Here is a 22,036-nt window from a genome sequence, read left to right as displayed (position 1 = left end):
GCGGTTGACGGGCGGACGCTCATGCGTGAGCTCCTTCCAGAGCGGCGGGGACGGCGGCACGGGACCGGAGCCACCAGTCGCGCATGCCCCAGATGACGAGGCCGAAGTAGATGACGTAGACCAGGCCGGAGAAGGCCAGGCCGCTGTTGAAGGCGAGGGGCACACCGACCAGGTCGACCAGGAGCCAGGCGAACCAGAACTCGACCAGGCCGCGGGCCTGGGCGACCATCGCGACGAGGGTGCCGACGAAGATGTACGCGTCGGCCCACGGGCTCCAGGAGAGCGAGGGGTAGAGGGTGAAGAGGCCGCCGACGGCGAGGGTGCCGAGGGCCGCGCCGGCCAGCAGCAGCCCGCGCTCCTTCCAGGTGGCGAAGCGGACGGCGATGGAGCCGTCCTGGGCCTGCTGCCTGCCGCGGTTCCACTGCCACCAGCCCCAGGCGGCGACGCCGATGACGAGGAGCTGCTTGCCGACGCCGCCGGCCAGGTGGGCGGAGGCGTAGGCGCCGACGAGGATCAGGCCGGAGAGCAGCTGGGCGGGCCAGGTGAGGATGGAGCGGCGCCAGCCGAGGGCCAGGGCGATCAGACCGATCGTGTTGCCGATCATGTCGGACCACATGATGTGCTGGCCGAAGACGGTGAACGCCTCGGAGTTGAGCCAGTTCACTTGACGGTCTCCTGTGCGTTCGGGCCGAGCAGCCGCTCGACGTACTTGGCGATGACGTCCACCTCGAGGTTGACGGGTGCGCCGCTCTGCTTGAGGCCGAGCGTGGTCAGGGCGAGGGTGGTGGGGATGAGGCTGATGGTGAACCAGTCGTCGCCGACCTCCACGACGGTGAGGCTGACGCCGTCGACCGTGATGGAGCCCTTCTCGACGACGTAGCGGGCGAGCGTGGCGGGCAGGCCGACCTTGACGATCTCCCAGTGCTCGGAGGGCTCGCGCTCCAGGATGGTGCCGGTGCCGTCCACGTGGCCCTGGACAATGTGGCCGCCGAGGCGTCCGCCGACGGCCATCGGCCGCTCCAGGTTGACGCGGGAGCCGACCTCGAGGGCGCCCAGGGAGGAGCGCTTGAGGGTCTCGGCCATCACGTCGGCGGTGAACTCGCCGTCGCCGAACTCGACGACCGTGAGGCAGACGCCGTTGACGGCGATCGAGTCGCCGTGCTGGGCGCCCTCGGTGACCACGGGGCCGCGCAGGCGGAAACGGGAGGCGTCCTCCAGCTGTTCGACGGCGACGACCTCGCCCAGCTCTTCGACGATTCCGGTGAACACGGTCAGGCTCCCTTGGTGGTCGGGACGGCGGTGATGCGGACATCGGGTCCGAGGCGCTCGGCCTCGGTGACGTGGAGGCGCAACGCGTCGGTGAGGGTGGCGATTCCGGCGTCGGCGAGGGCCTGCGGGCCGGCGCCGAGAAGGACCGGGGCGAGGTAGCCGACCACCTGGTCGACGGCGCCCGCGGCGACGAAGGAGCCGGCGAGCGTGGGGCCGCCTTCGAGGAGCACGGAGCGGACGCCCCGCGCGTGCAGCGCGTCGAGGAGTTCGGTGGCGTCGATCCGGCCGTGGTGCAGGGGCAGTCGGAGCAGTTCGACGCCGGGCAGGTGTCCGGTATCGGCGTGCTCGCCGACGACCAGCAGGGTGGGCGCGGCGTCGTCCAGGAGGCGGGCGGTGGGGCGGATCTCGGCGCGGGTGTCGACGGCGACCCGGAGCGGCTGGACGGCTCCCTCGACGCCGCGGACGGCGAGGTGGGGGTCGTCGGCCCGCAGGGTGCCGCCGCCGACGAGGACGGCGTCGCACTCGGCGCGCAGCCGGTGCACGTCGGCGCGGGACTCGGCGGAGCTGATCCAGCGGGAGGTGCCGTCGGCGGCGGCGATGCGGCCGTCGAGGGTGGCGGCGTACTTCCAGCGGACGAAGGGGCGGCCACGGCGTACGGAGGTGAGCCAGGCGAGGTTGCCGGTCTCGGCCTCATCCTCCAGGAGGCCCTGCTCGACCTCGACGCCGGCCGCGCGCAGGGTGGCGGCACCGCCGGTGGCCTGCGGGTTCGGGTCGCCGACGGCGTAGACGACACGGGTGATCCCGGCCTCGACGAGAGCCTGGGCGCAGGGGCCGGTGCGGCCGGTGTGGTTGCAGGGTTCGAGGGTGACGTACGCGGTGCCGCCGCGGGCCAGGACACCGGCCTCGCGCAGGGCGTGCACCTCGGCGTGCGGGCCGCCGGCGCGCTGGTGGTAGCCCTCGCCGACCTGGTGGCCGGAGGCGTCGGTGATGACGCAGCCGACGACGGGGTTGGGGCTGGTGGAGCCGAGACCGCGGGCGGCGAGCGCGACGGCGCGTCGCATGGCGGTGATGTCGGCCTGGGTGGCCACCGGGTCCTCCTGCCTCTTCGGGCACGGACTCCGGGGCCTGTCGATGACGACAGAGAGCGGATACGACGGCCTGGCACAGGATGCGCCGGGACCGAGAGTCCTCCGGTGCACCCCCCGGTCCCGTGGGACCGGTACGGCGACCAGCGGACGTACGGCCGGCTCACCCCTGTGTAAGGGTCGCCCGCCGCGCACTGCCTCCCATCCGGACTTTCACCGTCGGTCCAGGAATCTCACCTGGTCAACCGGCCGCTGGCTGCGGACGGGTCGCGGACTATACCGCCGGTTCGGAATTACACCGACCCCGGAGTGCGCTGCTGCTGATACAGGGCCAGTGTGCCACGGACGGGGACCGCCCATACGGGTGAGGTCCTGTGGGCTGGCTCACAGACCGCGCTCACCCTCCCACGGAACTCCGCTTTGGTCCAGACCTATTGACGCACTGGTCTAGTCCTCTTAATCTCCGTGTCACCTCCGAGGTACGGCCCGCCGGCGTGCGCACTCCACGGGCCCCGACACGACCCACCCCCTTGTTCGTTGTGTTCTGCCGACCTCCCCTGGAGGAACCGAACGTGCTGTCCCCCACGAAGAAGAGAGCGAGCCTGCTCGCGTCCGGCGCCGCCGTCGCCGGGCTGCTGATCAGCTCCCTCGCCGCCGGAGGCGTCTCGTACGCCGCCGACAACGAGTCCTGTCGCCCCGACGGTCTCTACAAGACCCCCGGCGTCGACGTCCCGTACTGCTCCGTCTACGACGCCGAGGGCCGCGAGAAGATGGGCGCGGACCACCAGCGCCGGGTCATCGGCTACTTCACCGGCTGGCGCACGGGGAAGAACGGCCAGCCGGCGTACCTCGCCAAGGACATCCCGTGGGACAAGATCACCCACATCAACTACGCGTTCGGTCACGTCGGCGGCGACAACAAGCTGTCGGTGGGCGCGGACGGCCCGGACAACGCGGCCACCGGGATGACCTGGCCCGGTGTCGCCGGCGCCGAGATGGACCCGGCCTACTCCTACAAGGGCCATTTCAACCTGCTCAACAAGTTCAAGAAGCAGCACCCGAACGTCAAGACGCTGATCTCGGTCGGCGGCTGGGCGGAGACCGGCGGCTACTTCGACGACAACGGCACCCGGGTGAACTCCGGCGGCTTCTACGCGATGGCGACCAACCCCGACGGGTCGGTCAACCGGGCCGGGATCGACACCTTCGCCGGCTCGGCCGTCGACTTCATCCGGAAGTACGGCTTCAACGGCGTCGACATCGACTACGAGTACCCGACGACGATGAAGGACGCGGGCAACCCGCTCGACTGGCAGCTCGCCAACGCGCGCCGCGCGGGTCTCGTCCAGGGCTACGCGGCCCTGATGAAGTCCCTGCGCGAGAAGCTCGACACGGCCGGCGCCGCCGACGGCAGGCACTACCTGCTGACCGTCGCCGCGCCCTCGTCCGGCTACCTGCTGCGCGGCATGGAGACCTTCCAGATGCAGAGGTATCTGGACTACGTCAACATCATGTCCTACGACCTGCACGGCGCCTGGAACGAGTACGTCGGCCCGAACGCCTCGCTCTTCGACGACGGCAAGGACGCCGAGCTCGCCGCCGCCAACGTCTACGGCTCCGCGCAGTACGGCAACATCGGTTACCTCAACACCGACTGGGCCTACCACTACTTCCGCGGTTCGATGCCGGCCGGCCGGATCAACATCGGCCTGCCGTACTACACCCGCGGCCACAAGAACGTGCAGGGCGGCACCGACGGCCTGTGGGGCAAGGCCGTCGCGACCAGCTGCCCGGCCGGCGCCGGTCTGACCAAGTGCGGTGACGGTGCCGTCGGCATCGACAACCTGTGGCACGACAAGGACACCAACGGGCAGGAGTCGCCCGCCGGTTCCAACCCCATGTGGCACGCGAAGAACCTCGAGAAGGGGATCGTCGGCGACTACGTCACCCAGTACGGCTTCCCCGCGAACACCACGCTGACCGGCACCTACGCCCGCAGGTACGACGCGACCCTGGTCGCCCCGTGGCTGTGGAACGCCCAGAAGAAGGTCTTCCTCTCGACCGAGGACGAGCAGTCCGTCGCGGCCAAGGCCGACTACGTGGTCGACCGCGGCATCGGCGGCACCATGGTCTGGGAGATGGCCGGCGACTACGCCTGGAACGCCGCGAAGGGCCAGTACGAGATGGGCTCGACGCTCACCTCGCTGATGTACGACAAGTTCAAGGCGGCCACCCCGTACGGCGCGAAGAAGTCGAACAGGGCCCTGCCGGCGCAGGCCGTGAACGTGGGCGTGGAGTTCACCGAGTTCAAGCTGGGCGACTCCAACTACCCGATCACTCCGAAGATCAAGATCACCAACAACACCGCGACCGCGCTGCCGGGCGGCACCGAGTTCCAGTTCGACTACGGCACCTCGTCCCCCGGCAACGCCTCCGACCAGTCCGGCTTCGGCACCAAGGTGATCAGCAGCGACCACACGGGCAGCAACGTGGGCGGCCTGAAGGGCGACTTCCACCGGGTGTCCCTGAAGCTCCCGGCCTGGCAGTCGCTGGCCCCGGGCGCGAGCGTCGACCTGGCGTTCAACTACTACCTCCCGGTCTCGACCCCGTCGAACTGGACGGTGACGGTCAACGGCACGGTGTACGCCCTCGCCGGGGACCTGGCGCGCGGCACGACGGTGGTGGAGCCGGGCACGACGACCCCGCCGACCACGCCGCCCACCACCCCGCCGACGACTCCCCCGACCACCCCGACCACCCCGCCCACGACGCCGCCCACGGGCTGCACCGCTCCGGCGTACGTGGCCGGTCAGGTCTACACCGGCGGCACGCTCGTGTCCCACAAGGGCCACACCTGGAGGGCCCAGTGGTGGACCCAGAACGAGGAGCCGGGCACGACCGGCGACTGGGGCGTCTGGAAGGACCTGGGCGCCTGCTGAACCGCACCGTCTGACCGGCGGGTCCGCCTTCCCGGCCCGCCGACCGGCACCGCGCGACCCTCCGTCCGCGCCTCCCGAGAACCCCCGGCGGCGGTCTCACGGCCCTTGGCCGCCGCCGGGTCCTCCCCACCGCGCCGCGCCCCCCTGTCCGGGGCGCGGCGCGGACGCGTTCGTCAGGGGAACAGGGCGTCCTGGGCCGCGTCGCGGGCGGTCAGGAGGGCGCCGCGCAGGATGGCCGCGTCCCCCAGGGTGGTGGCGCGCACCTCGGTGCGCAGCGGGGAGAGCCCCGCGAGGCGGGCCTGGACCCGGGCGGCGAGCCCGGGGCCGCCGCGGTGGCCGGTCTCTCCGGCGAGCACGACGCAGCCGGGGTCGAGGACGGCGGCGACGGAGGCCGCGCCGATGGCGAGGCGCTCGGCGAGGACGTCGAGGAAGGGCTCGTGGCCGGATTCCAGGGCGGTGTCCGGGTCCAGGCCGTGGGCCCGCGCGAGGGCACCGACGGCTGCGGCGCAGGCCAGCTCGTCGAAGCCGCCGTCGCAGCCGTGCGCGGAGGGCAGCCGGGAGGTGCCCGGGACCGGCAGGAAACCGATCTCGCCCGCCCCGCCGGAGGCCCCCCGGCGCAGCCGCCCGTCCAGGACGACGGCGGCGCCGATGCCCTGCCCGAGCCAGAGCAGGACGAAGGTGTCGCCGGCCTCGCGAGCGGCGCCCTCGCGGAGTTCGGCGACGGCGGCCAGGTTCACCTCGTTCTCCACGAGGACGGTGGCGGGCAGCCGCTGCTGGAGGGCGGCGACCAGGCGCCGGTGCCATGCGGGAAGTTTCGCGGTGTCCCGCAGTTGCCGGGTGGCCGGGTCGACGAGGCCGGGCGCGCCGACCGTCACGCTGTGCAGCCGGGCGGCGCCCGCCTCGGCGGCGGTGCGTTCGAGCAGGGCCACGGCCCGGTCGGCGGCGGTGCCGGGGTCGGCGGCGTCGCCGACCGGCAGGGAGGCCTCGGCGAGGGTGGTGCCGAGGAGGTCGGCGACCACGACGGACACCGAGGTGGTGCGCACGTCGAGGGCGGCGAGATGGGCGCGGTCGGCGACGATCCCGTAGAGCCTGGCGTTGGGGCCGCGGCGCTCGGCCCCGGCCTCGCCGACGACGTGGACGAGCCCGGAGCCGCTGAGCCGTTCGACGAGGTCGGCGACGGTGGGGCGGGACAGTCCGGTGAGCGTCTTGAGCTGGGTCGCCGTCAACGGACCCTCGTCCTGGAGCAGGCGCAGGGCGAGCCGGTCGTTGATGGCCCGCGCGGTGCTCGGGGATGCGGCCATGCGGCGATCCTCTCAGACGATCTCCGGCCTGTGTCTGCGGCCTGGGGGCCCGCCCACTATTTATCAGGCAGGGTTCCTGATAGTTTACGGCCGCCAGACTGGACGAGCAGCCACACCGGCTCCGGGGAGGGCACACGACATGGCGGACGGAACCGTCTTCAGCACCCAGCGGCTACGGCGGGCCCGGTTCGCCGTGGCCACCGTCTTCTGCGTCCACGGCGCCGTGACCGGCAGCTTCGCCACCCGCATCCCCTGGATCCAGGAACATGCCGGGGTCGGCGCCGGCCAGCTCGGGCTCGCCCTCGCCTTCCCGGCGATCGGGGCCTCGCTGGCGATGCCGCTGGCCGGCGCGATCAGCCACCGCTTCGGCGCGCGTACCGCGCTGCGCGGACTGCTCGCGCTGTGGACCCTGTCGCTGACCCTGCCAGCGCTCGCGCCGAACCTCTACGGACTGTGCGCGGCCCTCCTGGTGTACGGCGCCACCGCGGGCATGTCCGACGTCGCCATGAACGCGCTCGGCGTCGAGACCGAGAACCGGCTCGGCCGCTCGATCATGTCCAGCCTGCACGGCATGTGGAGCGTGGGCGCCCTGGTCGGGTCGGCCGCCGGCACCGTGGCCGCCCATCTCGGCGGCGACGCCCGGCTGCACCATCTGCTCGCCGCCCTGGTCCTCACCGTGCTCGGCCTGATCAGCTGCCAGGGCGTGCTCGACCTGCACAGCGCCCCCGAGGAGGAGGCCCCGCCGCGTTTCGCGCTGCCCCCGAAGTCCGCCCTGGTCATCGGGGCCATCGGCTTCTGCGGGGTCTTCGCCGAGGGCGCGAGCCTCGACTGGTCTGCGGTCTATCTCCAGGACGAGCTGGGCACCTCCGCGGGTCTCGCCGCCGCCTCGACCACCGCCTTCGCCCTCACCATGGCCGTGGCCCGGCTCGTCGGCGACCGGGTCGTGGACCGCTTCGGCGCCGTGCGCACCGTGCGGGTCGGCGGACTGGCGGCCACGCTCGGCGGGCTGCTCGTGGTGTTCGCCCCGCACGCGGCGCTCGCGATGGCCGGCTTCGGCCTGATCGGGCTCGGGGTCGCGGTCGTCGTCCCGCTCGCCTTCGCCGCCGCCGGCCGCAGCGGCCCGAACCCCAGCCAGGCCATCGCGGGCGTCGCCACCATCACCTACACCTCGGGGCTCGTCGCCCCGTCGGCGATCGGCGGCATCGCCGACGCGACCTCGCTGGTCCTCTCCTTCGGCCTCGTCACGCTGCTCACCTTCGGCCTCGTCCTCGGCGCGGGCGTGCTCCGGCCCGGCGCGCGGGCCACGACGGGGGACCCGGCCGAGGCGGGGACCGTGCAAGGGGTCCACTGACCTGCGGCGCATTACCATATGGCTGATCTTTTCCGGCTCCGACACGGCGGGGCCGGAAGCCACCGGAACCCGGAGAACTGGAGCGACCCCATGAGCCTCGGCGTGCGCTGGACCCTGCACGGCGACGGGAGGACACCCGCTCCGGGAGCCGTCGTCCGGCCGGACGAGCGGCTCTCCTGGCCGCGTACGGTCGGCCTGGGCGCCCAGCACGTGGTGGCGATGTTCGGCGCCTCGTTCGTGGCCCCGGTCCTCATGGGGCTGGACCCCAACCTCGCGATCATGATGTCCGGTGTCGCCACCGTGATCTTCCTGCTCGCGACCCGCGGCACGGTCCCCTCGTACCTGGGCTGCTCGCTCTCCTTCGTCGGCGTCGCCGCCGCGATCCGGGCCTCGGGCGGCACCAGTGCCACGGTGACCGGCGCGATCCTCGTGGTCGGTGCGGTGCTGTTCCTCGCGGGCCTGGCGGTGCGGAGGTTCGGTGCCCGGATCATCCACGCGGCCATGCCGCCGATCGTCACCGGTGCCGTGGTCATGCTGATCGGCTTCAACCTGGCCCCGGTCACCGCCGCCACCTACTGGCCGCAGGACCAGTGGACCGCGCTGCTCGTCATGTTCTTCACCGGCCTGGCCGTGGTCTGCCTGCGCGGCTTCTGGTCCCGGATCGCGATCTTCCTGGGCCTGATCTTCGGCTACGGCATCTCCTGGGTCTTCGACCTGGTCTTCGGCAAGATCCACTCGATCTCCCCGAGCGGCCAGGTCACCGACCACTGGCGGCTGGACCTCTCCGGCGTCGGCAAGGCCGACTGGATCGGCCTGCCCTCCCTGCACGGTCCCGGCTTCGAGTGGTCCGCGATCCTCGTCGCGCTGCCCGTCGTCATCGCGCTGATCGCCGAGAACGCCGGGCACGTCAAGGCCGTCGGCGAGATGACCGGCGACCCCCTGGACGGCAAGCTCGGCACCGCGATCGCCGCGGACGGAGCCGCCTCCATGCTGTCCACCGCGGTCGGCGGCCCGCCGAACACCACGTACTCGGAGAACATCGGCGTCATGGCCGCCACCCGGGTCTACTCCACCGCCGCCTACTGGGCCGCGGCCGGCTTCGCCCTGCTCTTCGGTCTGTGCCCCAAGTTCGGCGCGATCGTCGCCGCCATTCCGGGCGGCGTGCTCGGCGGCATCACGGTGATCCTCTACGGCATGATCGGCCTGCTCGGCGCCCAGATCTGGATCAACGCCGGGGTCGACCTGCGCAACCCGCTCAACCTGGTCCCCGCCGCGGCGGGCATCATCATCGGCGTCGGCGGCGTGAAGCTCACGTTCACCGACACCTTCGAGCTCGGCGGCATCGCGCTCGGCACGCTCGTGGTCATCACCGGCTACCACGTCCTGCGGGCCTTCGCCCCGGCGCACATGAAGGAGCAGGAGCCGCTCCTGGACGCCGGCACGAGCTCTTACGAGACCGGCACCGAGGAGACGTCGAAGAACTGAGTGATTCGCCCGTTCTGGGGAAGCCGGGCCGGAGGAGTTCCCTCCCGGGCCCGGCGGCTGGGAGCCTGCCCCCATGGCGCAGACCCAGCAGACCAGCCGGAAGATCGGGCCCTTCGTGGCGGTCGACCCCGTGGTGGACCGGATGCGGTCGCTTCGCGCGGCCTGGCACCCGGCCGACGGGGTCGCCGTGTTCAACCGGGTCTATCTGACGGTCACCGAGGAGATCGGCCGGGCCATCGAGGCGGGCACCTTCGCCGACCGCCGGGCCGCCGCCACCCTCGACGTGCGCTTCGCCCAGCGCTATCTGGAGGTCGTCGACTCCGTCGCCACCGGCCGCCCGGCCCCCGCCTGCTGGCGGCCGCTCTTCCACTACCGGCGCCACCCCGGCGTCCGGCCGCTGCAGTTCGCGCTCGCCGGGATCAACGCGCACATCGGGCACGACCTGGCCCTCGCGGTGGTGGACACCTGCCGGGCCCTGGACTGCGCGCCCACGGACCTGGAGGACGAGTTCGACCGGGTCGGCGACGTCCTCGTCCTCCTGGAGGAGCGCATCCGGGACGAACTGATGCCGGGCCCGGACCTCCTGGAGATCGCGGACCCGCTGACGCATCTGCTCGGCTGCTGGAGCCTGGACCGGGCCCGCGACGGGGCCTGGCTCGCCGCCCGCTCGCTGTGGCAGCTGCGGCGGCTGCCCGACCTGGCCGAGGAGTTCACCGAACGCCTCGACCGGTCGGTGGGCCTGGTGGGGCGGATGCTGCTCACCCCGCTCGCCCGGCCCTGAGGGCGCTCGGCCTCAGTCCTCCGGCAGCTCGACCGGGGCGATCTCGTCGTACACGTCGCCCGGACCCGGGTTGGTGCCGTCGGTGGCGCCGCCGAAGTGGTGCATGACGCCCCAGACCGCGTTGAGCGCCGTCTGCACCGCGCCCTCGGCCCAGCCGGCCGTCCACGAGATGTCGTCGCCGGCCAGGAAGATGCCCCGCTTGTCCTCGGGCAGCCGGTCCTGCATGAAGTGCGTGAACAGGCGGCGCTGGTAGCGGTAGTGACCCGGCAGGTTCGCCTTGAAGGCGCCCATGAAGTAGGGCTCGTTCTCCCAGGAGACCGTCACCGGGTTGCCGATGATGTGCTTCCGGATGTCGACCTTCGGGTAGATCTCGCCGAGCGACTTGAGCATGACCTCCATGCGCTCGCTCGCGGACAGCGGCAGCCACTTCAGGCTGTCGTCGCACCACGTGTACGAGAGGCAGATGACGGCCGGCTTGTCCGGGCCGTCGTCCAGGAGGTAGGTGCCGCGGGTCATCCGGTCGGTGAGCGTCATCGACATGACGTCACGGCCCGTCTCCTCGTCCTTGTCCAGCCAGAACGGCCGGTCCACCGGCACGAAGAGCTTCGAGGACTCCATGTAGTGGGTCCGCTCCATCGCCGTCCAGTGGTCGATCGGGAAGAGCGAGTCGTCGCACGCGATCTTGGACAGCAGCATCCAGGACTGGGCGGTGAAGATCGCCGCCTGGTAGGTGCGGATGTCGCCGGAGGCGTCGGTCACGGTGATCCGGTTGCCGGCGGCGCGGGTCAGACGGGTCACGGCCGGACGCGGGGCCCCCTCGTGGAGGGAGCTCAGCGACGTGCCCTGCGCCCAGTGCACGATCTTCTCCGGCTCGCGCTCCCACAGGCGCAGCGGGAGCTGCTGCGAGCCGCCGACGATGCCGCGGTGGTGGTCGTCCGCCTCGGTGTAGACGACCCGGAGGATCTCCAGGATGGAGTTCGGGAAGTCGGTGTCCCAGCCGCCGGTGCCGAAGCCGACCTGGCCGAAGATCTCGCGCTTGCGGAAGGAGCGGAAGGCCTCGGACTTGCAGAGGAAGCCGTAGAAGGTCTCGTCGTCGAGCTTCTCGACGAGCCTGGCCCAGATCTCGCGGATGCGCGGGACGTCGCGCTCGCGCATCGCCCGGTTCATGTCGGAGAAGTCGGCGCCCTCGTCGAGGCAGGCGTTCCACGCCTCGGCGACGTCGCGGTAGATCTGCGGCAGGTCGTCGATGGTCTCGGCGTAGTGGGTCTCGCCCTTGAGGTCGACGACGGTCGACGGGGTGGCCTCGGCCAGCGGGTTCGGGAACGGCCTGGTCTCCAGCCCGACCAGGTCGATGTAGTGCTGGAGCGCGGTCGAGGAGGGCGGGAAGCGCATCGCGCCCATCTCGGCCGTCAGGCCCTCGGTCTCCGGGCCCTCGAAGCCGACGGTGCGCAGCCGACCGCCGATCTGGTCGGCCTCGTAGACGACGGGCTTGAGGCCCATCTTCATCAGCTCGTAGGCGGCGATGATGCCGGACAGACCGCCGCCGATGACCGCGACCTCGGTGCCGTGCTCGGTCGCGGGGACCTGCCCGAGACCGGCCGGGTGGGCCAGGAAGTCGTCGTAGGCGTAGGGGAAGTCCGGACCGAACATGGTGATCGGCGGCTGCTGCTCGTCGGCGTGCTCGACGGCGTTGGGCACGGTGGACGTCATGGGGTGCGGACTCCTTGCGCGAAACGGTGAAGCGGGGGGGGAGAGGGAGGGCGGGGCGGCTCAGGCCCGGTCGTCGACCAGGGGGCCGTAGAGGCCGGGGCGCCGGTCGCGGAGGTAGGGGTTCTCCGCGCGGGAGGCCGCGAGGAAGTCGGGGTCGACGTCGCCGATGACCAGGTCCTCGCCCCGTCCGGCGCGGGCCCGGGCGGTGCCGTCGGGGGCGGCGAGCGTGGACAGGCCGACGAACTCGAAGTCGCCCTCGGGGCCGGTCCGGTTGGCGTACGCGAGGTAGATCTGGTTCTCGAAGGCGCGCACCGGTACGACGGACTCCGGGACGACCTCGGCCGGGTGCATGAGCGCGGTCGGCACCAGGAGGAGGTCGGTGCCGGCCAGCGCCTGCGCCCGTACGTTCTCGGGAAACTCGACGTCGTAGCAGATCATCAGGCCGACGGTGAGGCCGGCGAGCTCCGCCTGGACGACGGCGCGGTCGCCGGGTGTGAACCACTTCCGCTCGAAGTCGCCGAAGAGGTGGGTCTTCCGGTAGTGCGCGAGCACGGCGCCGTCGGCGCCGAAGAGCTGCGCGGAGTTGTGGAGCACGCCGTGCGCCTCGGTGTCGCGCTCCGGGTAGCCGTAGCCGACGGCCAGGCCGTGGCGGACCGCGATCTCGGCGACGGCCCGCGCGGAGGGGCCGTCGGAGGGCTCGGCGAGGCGGGCGATGTCGGCGCCGATGGCGTAGCCCGTGAGGAACAGCTCGGGGGCGAGGAGCAGCCCGGCTCCGGCGGCCGCCGCCCGGCCCGCCGCCTCGTCGAGGATCTTCAGATTCGCGGCCACGTCACCGAGCTGTCCGGAGCTCTGGAGCAGGGCGGTGCGCAGCGCGGGCATGGGCGATCCTCGGGTGGCAGAAGGTGAGGGAGAAATACAAAGGGAAGACGTCAAAAACGGTACGGTTTCGGGCTCTGCCGGGACAAGGCGAGACTGTTGCGGTCCGACCGTCGAACCGTTGCGCGATCCTCGGCCTCGACGGCGATTCGTTGCGCTTGGCTGCGACCCGGGGCGTACGGCTCCCCCGCCGCGTGGCGGAGGCAGGGACCGTTCCCAGGCCCGACGCCGTGCAGCGGCCGGGGCGGAAGAGTGGTGGTCGTCCGGTTGACCTGCCGAAAGGACCGACACAACATGGACCGCCGCACGAAGATCGCCGCCGTGGCCGCCGCTCTGCTGATCACCGCCGGAGCGGCCGGCTCCGCCACCGCGTCGGGCGACGGGAAGGGGGGCGGCCGGGAGGCCGCCGCTTTGACCGGCACCGCGAAGCTCTACCGGCCCGCCGGCGACGACATCACCTTCAGCTTCGACGCGCATCTGGCGGCGAAGGACCGGAACGATCCGCTGGCCGCCACCGGCACCTTCCGCTACAGCCACTACAAGGGGGACTGGGGCGGCACCGCCGAGGTGAAGGTCGACTGCCTCGCGACGGGCGGCACGGTGGCCACGGTCACCGGCATCGTCACCGCGACCGACGTGCCCGGTCTCCTGCACAAGCGGGTCGGCGTGTCGGTGTACGACAACGGCAGACACGACCGGCTGGGCTACAGCTGGCTGGCGTCCGACCCGACGAAGGACGAGGTGCCGCCCTGCAACAGCGCCGCCCCGTACGAGCGGGTCAGGGCCGGCACCGGTGACTTCACGGTGCTGCCCTGGCAGTTCGCGTACCCGGCCGAGTAGTCCGCAGGAAGCCGGCCGAGCCGGCCGCAGACCGCCCCACGGGGGTGGGCGGGCGAGGGGCGGTGCGGGAACCACGGCCCGCCCCGCCCGGACCCGCCCGCCCGCGGGGTACGCCCTACGCGGGCGAGCCCGAGGAGAAGCGCCGCAGCAGCGGCGAGAGCACCAGCACGGACTTGGTGCGCTCCACGAAGGGCTCGCCCGCGATGCGCTCCAGGACGCGCTCGAAATGGCGCATGTCGGAGGCGAAGACCTGGACGACGGCATCCGCGTCACCGGTGACGGTCGACGCGGACACCACCTCCGGGTACCGCTCCAGACCTCGCCGGATGTCCTCCGGCGAGGTGTTGTGGCGGCAGTAGATCTCGACGAACCCCTCCGTCTCCCAGCCGAGCGCCGCCGGGTCCACCCGGACGGTGAAGCCGGTGATGGCGCCCTCGGCCCGGAGCCGGTCCACGCGCCGCTTCACGGCGGGCGCGGAGAGACCGACGAGCGAGCCGATGTCGGCGTAGCTGCGGCGGGCGTCTTCCGCGAGGGCGTGGACGATGCGTTCGTCGAGGTCGTTGAGTCGCACTACGGGTGGATCACTTCTCTGCGGGGGCCTCTGCCAGGGCCGGGGCCGTGGCCAGTCGGGAGCGGCGCATGCCGTACAGGAAGTAGAACACGAGTCCCGCGGCCATCCAGCAACCGAAGACCACCCAGGTGACCGCGTCGAGGCTGAACATGTTGTACGCGCAGAAGACGAAGCCGAGGACCGGGAAGACCGGGCCGAGCGCGACCTTGAAGGTACGCGGCATGTCGGGGCGCGAGTAGCGGAGCATGATCACCGCGACGTTGACCAGGGCGAAGGCGAAGAGGGTGCCGATGCTGGTGGCGTCGACGAGCTTGCCGAGCGGGATCACCGAGGCGAGGGCGGCGCAGAACAGCGAGACGATCACCGTGTTGACCCGCGGGGTGCCCGTCTTGGCGCTGACCTTGCCGAAGACCTTCGGGACGAGGCCGTCGCGGGACATCGCGAAGAGCACCCGGGTCTGGCCGTAGAGCACGGTCAGGACGACGCTGGCGATGGAGATGACGGCGCCGGCCGCGAGCATCGTGCCCCAGAAGGTCTGACCGGTGACGTCGTTCATGATCGCCGCGAGGGTGGCCTCGGAGCCCGCGAAGTCCTTCCAGTGCCAGGCACCGACGGCGACCGCGGCGACCAGCACGTACAGGACGGTGACGATGAGCAGCGAGAGCATGATCGCCCGCGGCAGGTCGCGCTTGGGGTCCTTGGCCTCCTCGCCGGCCGTGGAGGCGGCGTCGAAGCCGATGTACGAGAAGAACAGGCTGGCGCTGGCGGCGCCGACGCCGGTCATGCCGAGCGGCATGAAGTCCTTGTAGTTGCCGGACTTGAAGCCGACGAAGCCGATGGCGCAGAAGAGGACCAGCGCGGCGATCTTCACGACGACCATGATCGTGTTGACCACGGCGGACTCACGGGCACCGCCGAGCAGGAACACCATGGCGAGCAGCACGACGACGAGGCCGGGGAGGTTGATGACGCCGCCCTCGCCCGGGGCGGAGGACAGCACGTCGGGGATGGTGACGCCGATGGTGCCGTCCAGCAGCTCGTTGAGGTACTCGCCCCAGCCGACCGCGACGGCGGCCACGGACACGCCGTACTCCAGGACCAGACACCAGCCGCAGACCCAGGCGACGAGTTCGCCCATCGTTGCGTACGCGTACGAGTACGAGGAACCCGCGACCGGTATGGAGCCGGCCAGCTCGGCGTACGAGAGGGCCGAGAAGAGCGCCGTGAGACCGGCGATCACGAAGGACAGCGTGACGGCCGGGCCGGCCTTGGGGACCGCCGAGCCGAGCACGACGAAGATGCCGGTGCCGAGCGTCGCACCGATGCTGATCATGGTCAGCTGCCACATGCCGAGCGAGCGGCGGAGCGAGCCTCCCTCACCCTGGCCACCCTCCGCGACCAGGTTCTCTACCGGCTTGCGGCGGGTCAGGGCGGAGAGCCCGGAGGTCGTGCGGGCGGTCGGGACGGTGGTGTCCTCGGCCGGTGGGGCTGCGCCGTGGTCAAGCACTGCGGGGGCTCCTTATCGCTGCCTGTCGACGAGCGGGGACCGCGGCGGTCTCGCGGGCATGCCGAAGCAGCCCGCTGGGGAACGGGAGACCGCCGAGCAGGCGGTCGCCGCCACTCCTGGTACGAGGCATGAGCCTAAGCGCTGAAGCTTCGCACTCGTAATGCAGGGTTGTTGCGCACCTCCGGATGATCATTGCGCGCTTCGTGCACAGACGGGGAAACATTGCGCTCCCCCGCATGAATCGACACATCGGGGGCATGACGTGACCTGCGCACCGCATCGACTCCTCGGGCCCGACGACCCACCCTGCACCCGCCCGGAAGGGGGCCCTCGTGAGCTGGCTGGAGGCCGGACCCTTTCTCCGCGGCACGGCGTGGCTGGACGGAGACCGGCCCGTCCGGGCCGACCCCGCCGACCTGGGACGGCTGCCCTGGGACATCGCGGAACGGGCCGCGCTGCCCATCGGCGTACGCGTGGAGTTCACGGCCACGCCCGGCACCCGGGCGGTGGAGCTGCGCTACCGGGCGACGCTCCCGGCGGACGGGGACGCGCTGCGCTCCCTGCGGCTCTGCTTCGCGCTCTGGCAGGGCCGGCGGTGCGTCGCCGAGGTCTTCGCCGATCCGGCCGAGGAGGGCGTGGTCCGGATCGGCCTGCCGCCCTCGGGCGGGGAGTTCACCGTCCATCTGCCGGAGGCGCAGGCTCCCCTCGTACGCGGCCTGCGACCGGTCGGCGGCCGCCTCTCCCCCGCGCCGCGCCGCCCCCGCTGGCTGGTGCACGGCGACTCCATCACCGAGGGCTGGTGGTCCACCCGCCCCGCGTACTCCTGGCCCGCGACGGCCGGACGGACCCTCGGTCTGGACCCGGTGAACCTCGGCTACGCGGGCGGGGCGCGCGGCGAGCTCCCCCTCGCCGAGCACCTGGCCCGCCTCCAGGGAGCGCTGATCACCCTCGCGTTCGGCACCAACTGCTGGTCCGCCGTGCCCAGCTCGGGGCCGCTGCTCTACGAGACGACCCGGGCCTTCGTCACCCTGGTCAGGCGCGGCCACCCGGACACCCCCCTGCTGCTGCTCTCGCCCGTGCTGCGCCCGGCGGCCGAGCACACCGGCAACGCCCTGGGCGCGACCCTCGCCGACCTGCGCAGGGGGATGGAGGAGGCCGTGCGGGACCTCATGGCGGACGGCGACGCCCGGCTGGCCCTGCTGCCCGGGGGCCCGCTGCTCGCGCCGGAGGACCTGGCGGACGGGCTGCACCCGAACGACCGCGGGCACGCGCGGATCGCCGAGGCGGTCGCGGGGGCGCTGCGGGCCGCGGGCTTCGTGGACCGGCCGGTCAGTCCGGCCGCCTGACCCGGTCAGTCCAGCCGCTTGACGAGGAAGGTGCAGGCGTCGGCGCAGGTGTGACGGACCCCGTCCGCGTCGGTGTACGCGTAGCGGTCGGTGTACGCCGTCACCGGCGTGTACCCGAGGCGCGCGTACAGGGCGGCCGCCCGGGGGTTGTCAGGCGCCACCCCGAGGCCGAGGTGCGTCTTCCCGCGCTCACGGGACAGCTCCTCGGCGGCGCGGATCAGGGCCGTGCCGATGCCCTGGCCGCGCAGCTCCTCGCGGACGTCCAGGCCGTTGAGCTCCGGACAGTCCCCGAGCGCGGCCCGCACCTCGGGGGCGGCGCAGCCGTCCCACCGGATCTGCCCGTTGCCCGCCGGCAGCCCGTCGCGCCAGGCGATCAGATACGTGCCGAGGCCGGCCTCCTGGCGGGCGAAGCGGTCGGCGTGCCGGGTGGGGGCGCCCGGGTTGGGCAGACGGCGGTTCAGCAGGGGCAGGTCCTCGGCGCGGCAGGGACCGATCTCCGTACGGTTCATGCGGCGACCCTAGGGGAACGCCGTGGGCCCCCGGGAGGAGTTTCCCCCGGGGGCCCACGCTTCCGGACGCCGGCCCGTCGGCCCGGCGTGCGGATCAGCTCCAGCTGGCGTGCAGCGGCTTGCCCTCCGCGTAACCGGCGGCGGACTGGATGCCGACGACGGCCTTCTCCTCGAACTCGGCGAGCGAGCCCGCACCGGCGTAGGTGCAGGAGGAGCGCACACCGGCGATGATCGAGTCGATCAGGTCCTCGACACCGGGACGCTGCGGGTCGAGGAACATGCGCGAGGTGGAGATGCCCTCCTCGAAGAGCGCCTTGCGGGCGCGGTCGTAGGAGGACTCGTCGCTCGTGCGGTTGCGGACCGCGCGGGCCGAGGCCATGCCGAAGGACTCCTTGTAGGCACGGCCCTTGGCGTCGTGCTGGAGGTCGCCCGGCGACTCGTAGGTGCCGGCGAACCAGGAGCCGATCATGACGTTGGAGGCACCGGCGGCGAGCGCCATGGCCACGTCGCGGGGGTGACGGACACCGCCGTCGGCCCAGACGTGCTTGCCGTACTTCTTCGCCTCGGCGGCGCACTCCAGAACGGCCGAGAACTGCGGGCGGCCCACACCGGTCATCATGCGGGTGGTGCACATGGCGCCGGGGCCCACCCCGACCTTGATGATGTCCGCGCCGGCCTCGATGAGGTCCTTGACGCCCTCGGCGGCGACGATGTTGCCGGCCACGATCGGGACCTGCGGGTCGAGCGCCCGGACGGTGCGGATCGCGGAGATCATCGACTCCTGGTGGCCGTGCGCGGTGTCGATGACGAGCGTGTCCACGCCCGCGTCGAGCAGCTGCTTGGCCTTGCCGGCGACGTCGCCGTTGATGCCGACGGCAGCGGCGATGCGCAGGTTCCCGTTCTTGTCGACGGCCGGGCTGTACAGGGTCGCGCGCAGCGCGCCCTTGCGGGTGAGGATGCCGACGAGCTTGCCGTCCGCGTCCACGGCCGGGGCGTAGCGGCGGTTGGCGCCGTCGAGGGTCTGGAAGGCCTCGCGGGGGTCGATGTCGGCGTCGAGGAGCAGCAGGTCCTTCGACATGACCTCGGACAGCTGGGTGAAGCGGTCCACGCCGGACAGGTCGGCGTCGGTGACGACACCGACCGGGCGGCGGTTCTCGTCGACGACGACACCGGCGTCGTGCGCGCGCTTCGGCAGCAGGGAGAGCGCGTCGGCGACCGTCTGGTGCGGCTCCAGCACGATCGGGGTGTCGAGGACGTGGTGGCGGGACTTGACCCAGCCGATGACGTCGGTGACGACCTCGATCGGGATGTCCTGCGGGATGACGACCAGGCCACCGCGGCGGGCGACGGTCTCCGCCATGCGGCGGCCGGCGATGGCGGTCATGTTGGCCACGACCAGCGGAATCGTCGTACCGGTCCCGTCCGGCGAGGAGAGGTCCACCGCCTGGCGGGAACCCACGGCCGAGCGGCTCGGCACCATGAACACATCGTCGTAGGTGAGGTCGTACGGCGGCTTGACGTCATTGAGGAAACGCACGTGCTGACATCCCAGTCGTTCGGATCGGCCCCTAGGCATTTCAGCCAGGGGAAAAAGCACGTAGTTCATTCTCCCACGCGAGGGGGCGCGGGCGGTGCGGGCTGAACATCCGAGCCTTGCGCGGGGGCGTCTGTCCGATCCTCCAATCCGGCGGGGTCGCCGCCGAGCGAGAGCAGGACCGCGAGGCCGTCCGGGCCGTCCCGGACCGCCGTCGAGAACACGTCCTGGGCGACGGACCACTCGTCCGGTTCGGCCTCCGCATAAGCCTGCCAGTGGGTCACCACGATCGCCATGGGTTCGCGCAGATCGGCGAGGCAGTCGGCGAGGGCGTCCCAGTTGCGGCCGAACCAGGGCGGCAGCCGGAGCGCGTGCGCGCAGCGGTCCATGAAGGCCGTCTTGTCGGTGACCCCGTGCAGGTCGAGGACGACGACGTCATCGGTCCTCATCGGCGACCACCTCCCGGAAGCTCTGGTAGTGGTCGTCCGTGTAGTACGTCTCCCCGAGCCGTCCGGTGACGATGCGCCGGGCGCCGCGGTCGCGCTCGCCCGGGGTCCGGACGGTGTACTCGTGGTAGTAGCCGCGTTCCTGCCGCGGCAGGACGCCCTCGAAGTTCGAGAAGACCGCGCCGTCCTTGGCGTACGGGAAGGGCCCGCCGCTCCTGATGAGGACGAGGGTGCGGCGCGCCTCGCGCGGCAGCTCGGCCTCGCGGACGGTGGGAAGGCCGGAGGAGGCCGTGGGCCGGCCGGAGGCCCGCGTGGGGGCCGGTGAGGGCGGGGGTACGGAGGCGACGGCCGCGCTACGGGAGGGGGCGGCGTCGCCCGGTCCCGTGGCCCCGCCGGAGCATCCCGTGAGCAGCCCCGTCAGGAGCAGCGCGAGCCCGGCCAGGAGGGCGGTCCCGAGCCGGGCGCAGCGGTGGGTCATGACCCGATGCTGCCACCGCCCCGTCCGGGACGCCGCGCGGACGCGCCCGTGCGGCGGGCCGGGAGCGGACCCTGCGGCCGGCCCGGGACCCGGTCCACCGGCCACCCCGAAGGGCTACTTGCCGTCCGGGTCCGTGCGGTCGAGGGCCGGCCGGGTGCCCGGGCTGAACTCGGTGAGCAGGTAGTCGGCGGCCGAGCGGTCGGTCACCAGGCTGGTGACGAGACCGGAGCGGAGCACCGCGCCGATCGCCGCCGCCTTGCGCTGGCCGCCCGCGATGGCGACGACCTCGGGGATCCGGCGCAGCCGGTCCGCCTCGACGGTGATGCAGCGCTCGCCCAGGTCGCGGCCGACCCGGCGGCCCTCCGCGTCGAAGAGGTGCGCCGACATCTCGGCGGCGACGCCGAGCGAGGCGTAGTGGGCGCGCTCCTCCTCGGAGAGCATGTCGTGCACGGTCGAGATGCCCGGCTCCCAGGAGCCGATGGACACGCAGGCGACCGTCACCTTGTCGAAGTACTCGAAGGCGCGCGCGATGCCGGTCTGGCTGCGCAGCGCGTTCGCCGTGGCCGCGTCGGGCAGCAGCATCGGGGCGTAGATGGGGTGCGCCTCGCCGCCGGACACCTGGGCCGCCCGGCGGACCGCCTCGACGGAGCCGCGCTCGGCCGTTCCCGCGTCGTACACGCCGGTGAGCTGGACGACGGTGCAGGGCGGCAGCCGGTCGAGGGCGGCCGCCATGTGGATGGTGGAGCGGCCCCAGGCGAGGCCCAGGACGTCTCCCTCGGCGACCAGCTCTCCGAGCAGGTCGGCCGCGACCTCGCCGAGGTTCTCCGGGTCGGGCGACTCGTCGTCGCCCTCCGCCGGCGACTCGACGACCACGGCATGGCGCAGCCCGTAGCGGGCGCGGAGCGCGTCGGAGCGCTCGGCGTCCAGCTCGGCCGGCACGCGGATCTCGATGCGCACGAGGTCGCGCTCCAGGGCGGTCTCCAGGACCCGGGCCACCTTGAAGCGGCTCACGCCGAACTCCTCGGCGATCTGGATCTTCGACTTGCCCTCGAGGTAGAAGCGGCGGGCCATGGCCGCCGCCTGCACGAGCTCCGCGGGGCCCATCCGCAGGGCTGACCGTCCCGCCGACATACCCGCCACCGCGATCTCCTCACTGCTGTTCACGTACCGCTGCTCATGGGCCGAGTTTCGGCCCATGCCGTTCACACTCTGGACTCACCGTTCATCCTGTCAGATCCGGCGGGTCCGAATCGGCCGTGTCGGCGGCCCGACGGGCCGCGTTCACGTACCGGTGGGTCAGTGGAGGCTCAGTGGCCACACGCCCACGCCGCCGAGGCGGTCGCGGTCTCGGCCCTGGCCCGGAGGGACCGGACGGCGGCGGCCGGATCCGCGGCCCCGTAGACGGCGGAACCGGCCACGAAGACGTCGGCGCCGGCCTCGGCGCACCGCTCGATGGTGGACTCGGCGACGCCGCCGTCGACCTGGAGCCAGAGCTCCAGACCGTGCTTGGAGATGAGCTCCCGGGTGCGGCGGATCTTCGGGAGCATGATGTCGAGGAAGGCCTGACCGCCGAAGCCGGGCTCGACCGTCATGATCAGGAGCATGTCCAGCTCGGGCAGCAGGTCCTCGTAGGGCTCGATCGGCGTGGCGGGCTTGAGCGCCATGGACGCCCTGGCCCCCTTGGCCCGGATCTCCCGGGCGAGGCGCACGGGCGCGGCCGCCGCCTCCACGTGGAAGGTGACGGAGCCCGCGCCGGCCTCCACGTACTGCGGCGCCCAGCGGTCCGGGTCCTCGATCATCAGGTGGCAGTCGAGGGGGGTGTCGGTCGCCCGGCTGAGCGACTCGACGATCGGCACGCCCAGCGTCAGATTGGGCACGAAGTGGTTGTCCATCACGTCGACGTGCAGCCAGTCGGCACCGTCGACCGCCTTCGCCTCATCGGCGAGCCGGGCGAAGTCCGCGGACAGAATGCTGGGATTGATCTGCGCCATGTGCCAAGCCTGCCATG

General features: G+C 72.2%; 20 protein-coding genes and 1 riboswitch. Of the genes, 6 read left to right on the top strand and 14 right to left on the bottom strand.

Annotation, left to right across the window (positions count from 1 at the left end):
- Positions 1 to 19: 19 nt before the first annotated feature.
- The 3 genes from ACGF1Z_RS28545 to ribD are packed head-to-tail and all read right to left on the bottom strand — an operon-like array spanning position 20 to position 2,357.
- Positions 20 to 616 carry a nicotinamide riboside transporter PnuC gene (locus ACGF1Z_RS28545; RefSeq protein ID WP_393008943.1) on the bottom strand — a complete coding sequence of 199 codons (597 nt, stop codon included), beginning with the start codon at positions 614 to 616 and terminating at the stop codon, positions 20 to 22.
- A 44-nt stretch (positions 617 to 660) separates the two neighbouring features.
- The gene (locus ACGF1Z_RS28540) at positions 661 to 1,269 is read right to left on the bottom strand and encodes a riboflavin synthase (RefSeq protein ID WP_393008860.1); all 609 of its coding nucleotides are present in this window, start codon (positions 1,267 to 1,269) and stop codon (positions 661 to 663) included.
- A gap of 2 nt (positions 1,270 to 1,271) precedes the next feature.
- On the bottom strand, positions 1,272 to 2,357 hold the full coding sequence (ribD, locus tag ACGF1Z_RS28535; RefSeq protein ID WP_393008858.1) for a bifunctional diaminohydroxyphosphoribosylaminopyrimidine deaminase/5-amino-6-(5-phosphoribosylamino)uracil reductase RibD: 1,086 nt from the start codon (positions 2,355 to 2,357) through the stop codon (positions 1,272 to 1,274).
- A 184-nt stretch (positions 2,358 to 2,541) separates the two neighbouring features.
- Positions 2,542 to 2,671: riboswitch (FMN riboswitch) on the bottom strand.
- Positions 2,672 to 2,926: 255 nt separating this feature from the next.
- Between ribD and ACGF1Z_RS28530 the strand changes: the two genes are divergently transcribed.
- The gene (locus ACGF1Z_RS28530) at positions 2,927 to 5,293 is read left to right on the top strand and encodes a chitinase C-terminal domain-containing protein (protein ID WP_393008856.1); all 2,367 of its coding nucleotides are present in this window, start codon (positions 2,927 to 2,929) and stop codon (positions 5,291 to 5,293) included.
- Positions 5,294 to 5,466: 173 nt separating this feature from the next.
- Here ACGF1Z_RS28530 and ACGF1Z_RS28525 read toward each other — a convergent pair whose 3' ends face one another.
- On the bottom strand, positions 5,467 to 6,594 hold the full coding sequence (locus ACGF1Z_RS28525) for an ROK family transcriptional regulator (RefSeq protein WP_393008854.1): 1,128 nt from the start codon (positions 6,592 to 6,594) through the stop codon (positions 5,467 to 5,469).
- 139 nt (positions 6,595 to 6,733) lie between these two features.
- Between ACGF1Z_RS28525 and ACGF1Z_RS28520 the strand changes: the two genes are divergently transcribed.
- The 3 genes from ACGF1Z_RS28520 to ACGF1Z_RS28510 all read left to right on the top strand — a co-directional run bounded on the left by ACGF1Z_RS28520 (position 6,734) and on the right by ACGF1Z_RS28510 (position 10,211).
- Complete coding sequence (locus tag ACGF1Z_RS28520) at positions 6,734 to 7,945, top strand: MFS transporter (RefSeq protein WP_393008852.1); 1,212 nt, start codon at positions 6,734 to 6,736, stop codon at positions 7,943 to 7,945.
- 90 nt (positions 7,946 to 8,035) lie between these two features.
- Positions 8,036 to 9,430, top strand: coding sequence for a uracil-xanthine permease family protein (locus ACGF1Z_RS28515; RefSeq protein ID WP_393008850.1), 1,395 nt, complete (start codon positions 8,036 to 8,038; stop codon positions 9,428 to 9,430).
- A 73-nt stretch (positions 9,431 to 9,503) separates the two neighbouring features.
- Positions 9,504 to 10,211: a DUF5995 family protein gene (locus ACGF1Z_RS28510; RefSeq protein ID WP_393008848.1), complete on the top strand. Its 708-nt coding sequence runs from the start codon at positions 9,504 to 9,506 to the stop codon at positions 10,209 to 10,211.
- A gap of 12 nt (positions 10,212 to 10,223) precedes the next feature.
- Here the strand turns inward: ACGF1Z_RS28510 and ACGF1Z_RS28505 are convergent, their stop codons facing one another.
- Together ACGF1Z_RS28505 and ACGF1Z_RS28500 are read right to left on the bottom strand one after the other, a co-directional pair.
- Positions 10,224 to 11,921, bottom strand: a complete 1,698-nt coding sequence (locus ACGF1Z_RS28505; RefSeq protein WP_393008846.1) for a flavin monoamine oxidase family protein — start codon at positions 11,919 to 11,921, stop codon at positions 10,224 to 10,226.
- A gap of 60 nt (positions 11,922 to 11,981) precedes the next feature.
- Positions 11,982 to 12,800, bottom strand: coding sequence for a carbon-nitrogen hydrolase family protein (locus ACGF1Z_RS28500; RefSeq protein WP_393008844.1), 819 nt, complete (start codon positions 12,798 to 12,800; stop codon positions 11,982 to 11,984).
- A 291-nt stretch (positions 12,801 to 13,091) separates the two neighbouring features.
- On the opposite strand from ACGF1Z_RS28500, the gene ACGF1Z_RS28495 reads away from it, so the two are divergent.
- Positions 13,092 to 13,637 carry a Repetin gene (locus ACGF1Z_RS28495; RefSeq protein ID WP_393008842.1) on the top strand — a complete coding sequence of 182 codons (546 nt, stop codon included), beginning with the start codon at positions 13,092 to 13,094 and terminating at the stop codon, positions 13,635 to 13,637.
- Between the two features lie 115 nt (positions 13,638 to 13,752).
- On the opposite strand, the gene ACGF1Z_RS28490 is transcribed toward ACGF1Z_RS28495, so the two are convergent.
- Positions 13,753 to 14,208: an Lrp/AsnC family transcriptional regulator gene (locus ACGF1Z_RS28490; RefSeq protein ID WP_030691274.1), complete on the bottom strand. Its 456-nt coding sequence runs from the start codon at positions 14,206 to 14,208 to the stop codon at positions 13,753 to 13,755.
- Positions 14,209 to 14,218: 10 nt separating this feature from the next.
- Positions 14,219 to 15,715, bottom strand: coding sequence for an amino acid permease (locus ACGF1Z_RS28485; RefSeq protein ID WP_393008839.1), 1,497 nt, complete (start codon positions 15,713 to 15,715; stop codon positions 14,219 to 14,221).
- Between the two features lie 332 nt (positions 15,716 to 16,047).
- On the opposite strand from ACGF1Z_RS28485, the gene ACGF1Z_RS28480 reads away from it, so the two are divergent.
- The gene (locus tag ACGF1Z_RS28480; protein WP_393008837.1) at positions 16,048 to 17,061 is read left to right on the top strand and encodes a GDSL-type esterase/lipase family protein; all 1,014 of its coding nucleotides are present in this window, start codon (positions 16,048 to 16,050) and stop codon (positions 17,059 to 17,061) included.
- Positions 17,062 to 17,066: 5 nt separating this feature from the next.
- On the opposite strand, the gene ACGF1Z_RS28475 is transcribed toward ACGF1Z_RS28480, so the two are convergent.
- The 6 genes from ACGF1Z_RS28475 to rpe all read right to left on the bottom strand — a co-directional run bounded on the left by ACGF1Z_RS28475 (position 17,067) and on the right by rpe (position 22,019).
- The gene (locus ACGF1Z_RS28475; RefSeq protein ID WP_393008835.1) at positions 17,067 to 17,570 is read right to left on the bottom strand and encodes a GNAT family N-acetyltransferase; all 504 of its coding nucleotides are present in this window, start codon (positions 17,568 to 17,570) and stop codon (positions 17,067 to 17,069) included.
- A 94-nt stretch (positions 17,571 to 17,664) separates the two neighbouring features.
- On the bottom strand, positions 17,665 to 19,107 hold the full coding sequence (locus ACGF1Z_RS28470; RefSeq protein ID WP_393008833.1) for a GuaB1 family IMP dehydrogenase-related protein: 1,443 nt from the start codon (positions 19,105 to 19,107) through the stop codon (positions 17,665 to 17,667).
- Between the two features lie 65 nt (positions 19,108 to 19,172).
- Positions 19,173 to 19,553 carry a barstar family protein gene (locus ACGF1Z_RS28465; RefSeq protein ID WP_393008831.1) on the bottom strand — a complete coding sequence of 127 codons (381 nt, stop codon included), beginning with the start codon at positions 19,551 to 19,553 and terminating at the stop codon, positions 19,173 to 19,175.
- Positions 19,540 to 20,028 (bottom strand): ribonuclease domain-containing protein, encoded by a 489-nt coding sequence (locus tag ACGF1Z_RS28460; RefSeq protein WP_393008829.1) that lies wholly within the window; start codon positions 20,026 to 20,028, stop codon positions 19,540 to 19,542. Before ACGF1Z_RS28460 ends, ACGF1Z_RS28465 begins: the two co-directional genes overlap by 14 nt.
- A gap of 114 nt (positions 20,029 to 20,142) precedes the next feature.
- Positions 20,143 to 21,192: a sugar-binding transcriptional regulator gene (locus ACGF1Z_RS28455; RefSeq protein WP_393008942.1), complete on the bottom strand. Its 1,050-nt coding sequence runs from the start codon at positions 21,190 to 21,192 to the stop codon at positions 20,143 to 20,145.
- A gap of 143 nt (positions 21,193 to 21,335) precedes the next feature.
- Positions 21,336 to 22,019 carry a ribulose-phosphate 3-epimerase gene (gene rpe / locus ACGF1Z_RS28450; protein ID WP_376637394.1) on the bottom strand — a complete coding sequence of 228 codons (684 nt, stop codon included), beginning with the start codon at positions 22,017 to 22,019 and terminating at the stop codon, positions 21,336 to 21,338.
- Positions 22,020 to 22,036 lie beyond the last annotated feature (17 nt).

Source organism: Streptomyces sp. NPDC048018 (assembly GCF_043202995.1).
In the GTDB taxonomy this organism is placed as follows: Bacteria; Actinomycetota; Actinomycetes; order Streptomycetales; family Streptomycetaceae; genus Streptomyces.
The sequence above is the reverse complement of the archived record's forward strand: the minus strand, read 5'-3'. Positions and strand labels throughout refer to the sequence as shown.

What these genes read in the sequence shown, in the direction of transcription:
- ACGF1Z_RS28545 (WP_393008943.1), bottom strand. Translation starts at nt 616, where the DNA reads ATGTGGTCCGACATGATCGGCAACACGATCGGTCTGATCGCCCTGGCC.
- ACGF1Z_RS28525 (WP_393008854.1), bottom strand. Translation starts at nt 6,594, where the DNA reads ATGGCCGCATCCCCGAGCACCGCGCGGGCCATCAACGACCGGCTCGCC.
- ACGF1Z_RS28520 (WP_393008852.1), top strand. Translation starts at nt 6,734, where the DNA reads ATGGCGGACGGAACCGTCTTCAGCACCCAGCGGCTACGGCGGGCCCGG.
- ACGF1Z_RS28515 (WP_393008850.1), top strand. Translation starts at nt 8,036, where the DNA reads ATGAGCCTCGGCGTGCGCTGGACCCTGCACGGCGACGGGAGGACACCC.
- ACGF1Z_RS28510 (WP_393008848.1), top strand. Translation starts at nt 9,504, where the DNA reads ATGGCGCAGACCCAGCAGACCAGCCGGAAGATCGGGCCCTTCGTGGCG.
- ACGF1Z_RS28505 (WP_393008846.1), bottom strand. Translation starts at nt 11,921, where the DNA reads ATGACGTCCACCGTGCCCAACGCCGTCGAGCACGCCGACGAGCAGCAG.
- ACGF1Z_RS28500 (WP_393008844.1), bottom strand. Translation starts at nt 12,800, where the DNA reads ATGCCCGCGCTGCGCACCGCCCTGCTCCAGAGCTCCGGACAGCTCGGT.
- ACGF1Z_RS28495 (WP_393008842.1), top strand. Translation starts at nt 13,092, where the DNA reads ATGGACCGCCGCACGAAGATCGCCGCCGTGGCCGCCGCTCTGCTGATC.
- ACGF1Z_RS28475 (WP_393008835.1), bottom strand. Translation starts at nt 17,570, where the DNA reads ATGAACCGTACGGAGATCGGTCCCTGCCGCGCCGAGGACCTGCCCCTG.
- ACGF1Z_RS28465 (WP_393008831.1), bottom strand. Translation starts at nt 19,553, where the DNA reads ATGAGGACCGATGACGTCGTCGTCCTCGACCTGCACGGGGTCACCGAC.
- ACGF1Z_RS28460 (WP_393008829.1), bottom strand. Translation starts at nt 20,028, where the DNA reads ATGACCCACCGCTGCGCCCGGCTCGGGACCGCCCTCCTGGCCGGGCTC.
- rpe (WP_376637394.1), bottom strand. Translation starts at nt 22,019, where the DNA reads ATGGCGCAGATCAATCCCAGCATTCTGTCCGCGGACTTCGCCCGGCTC.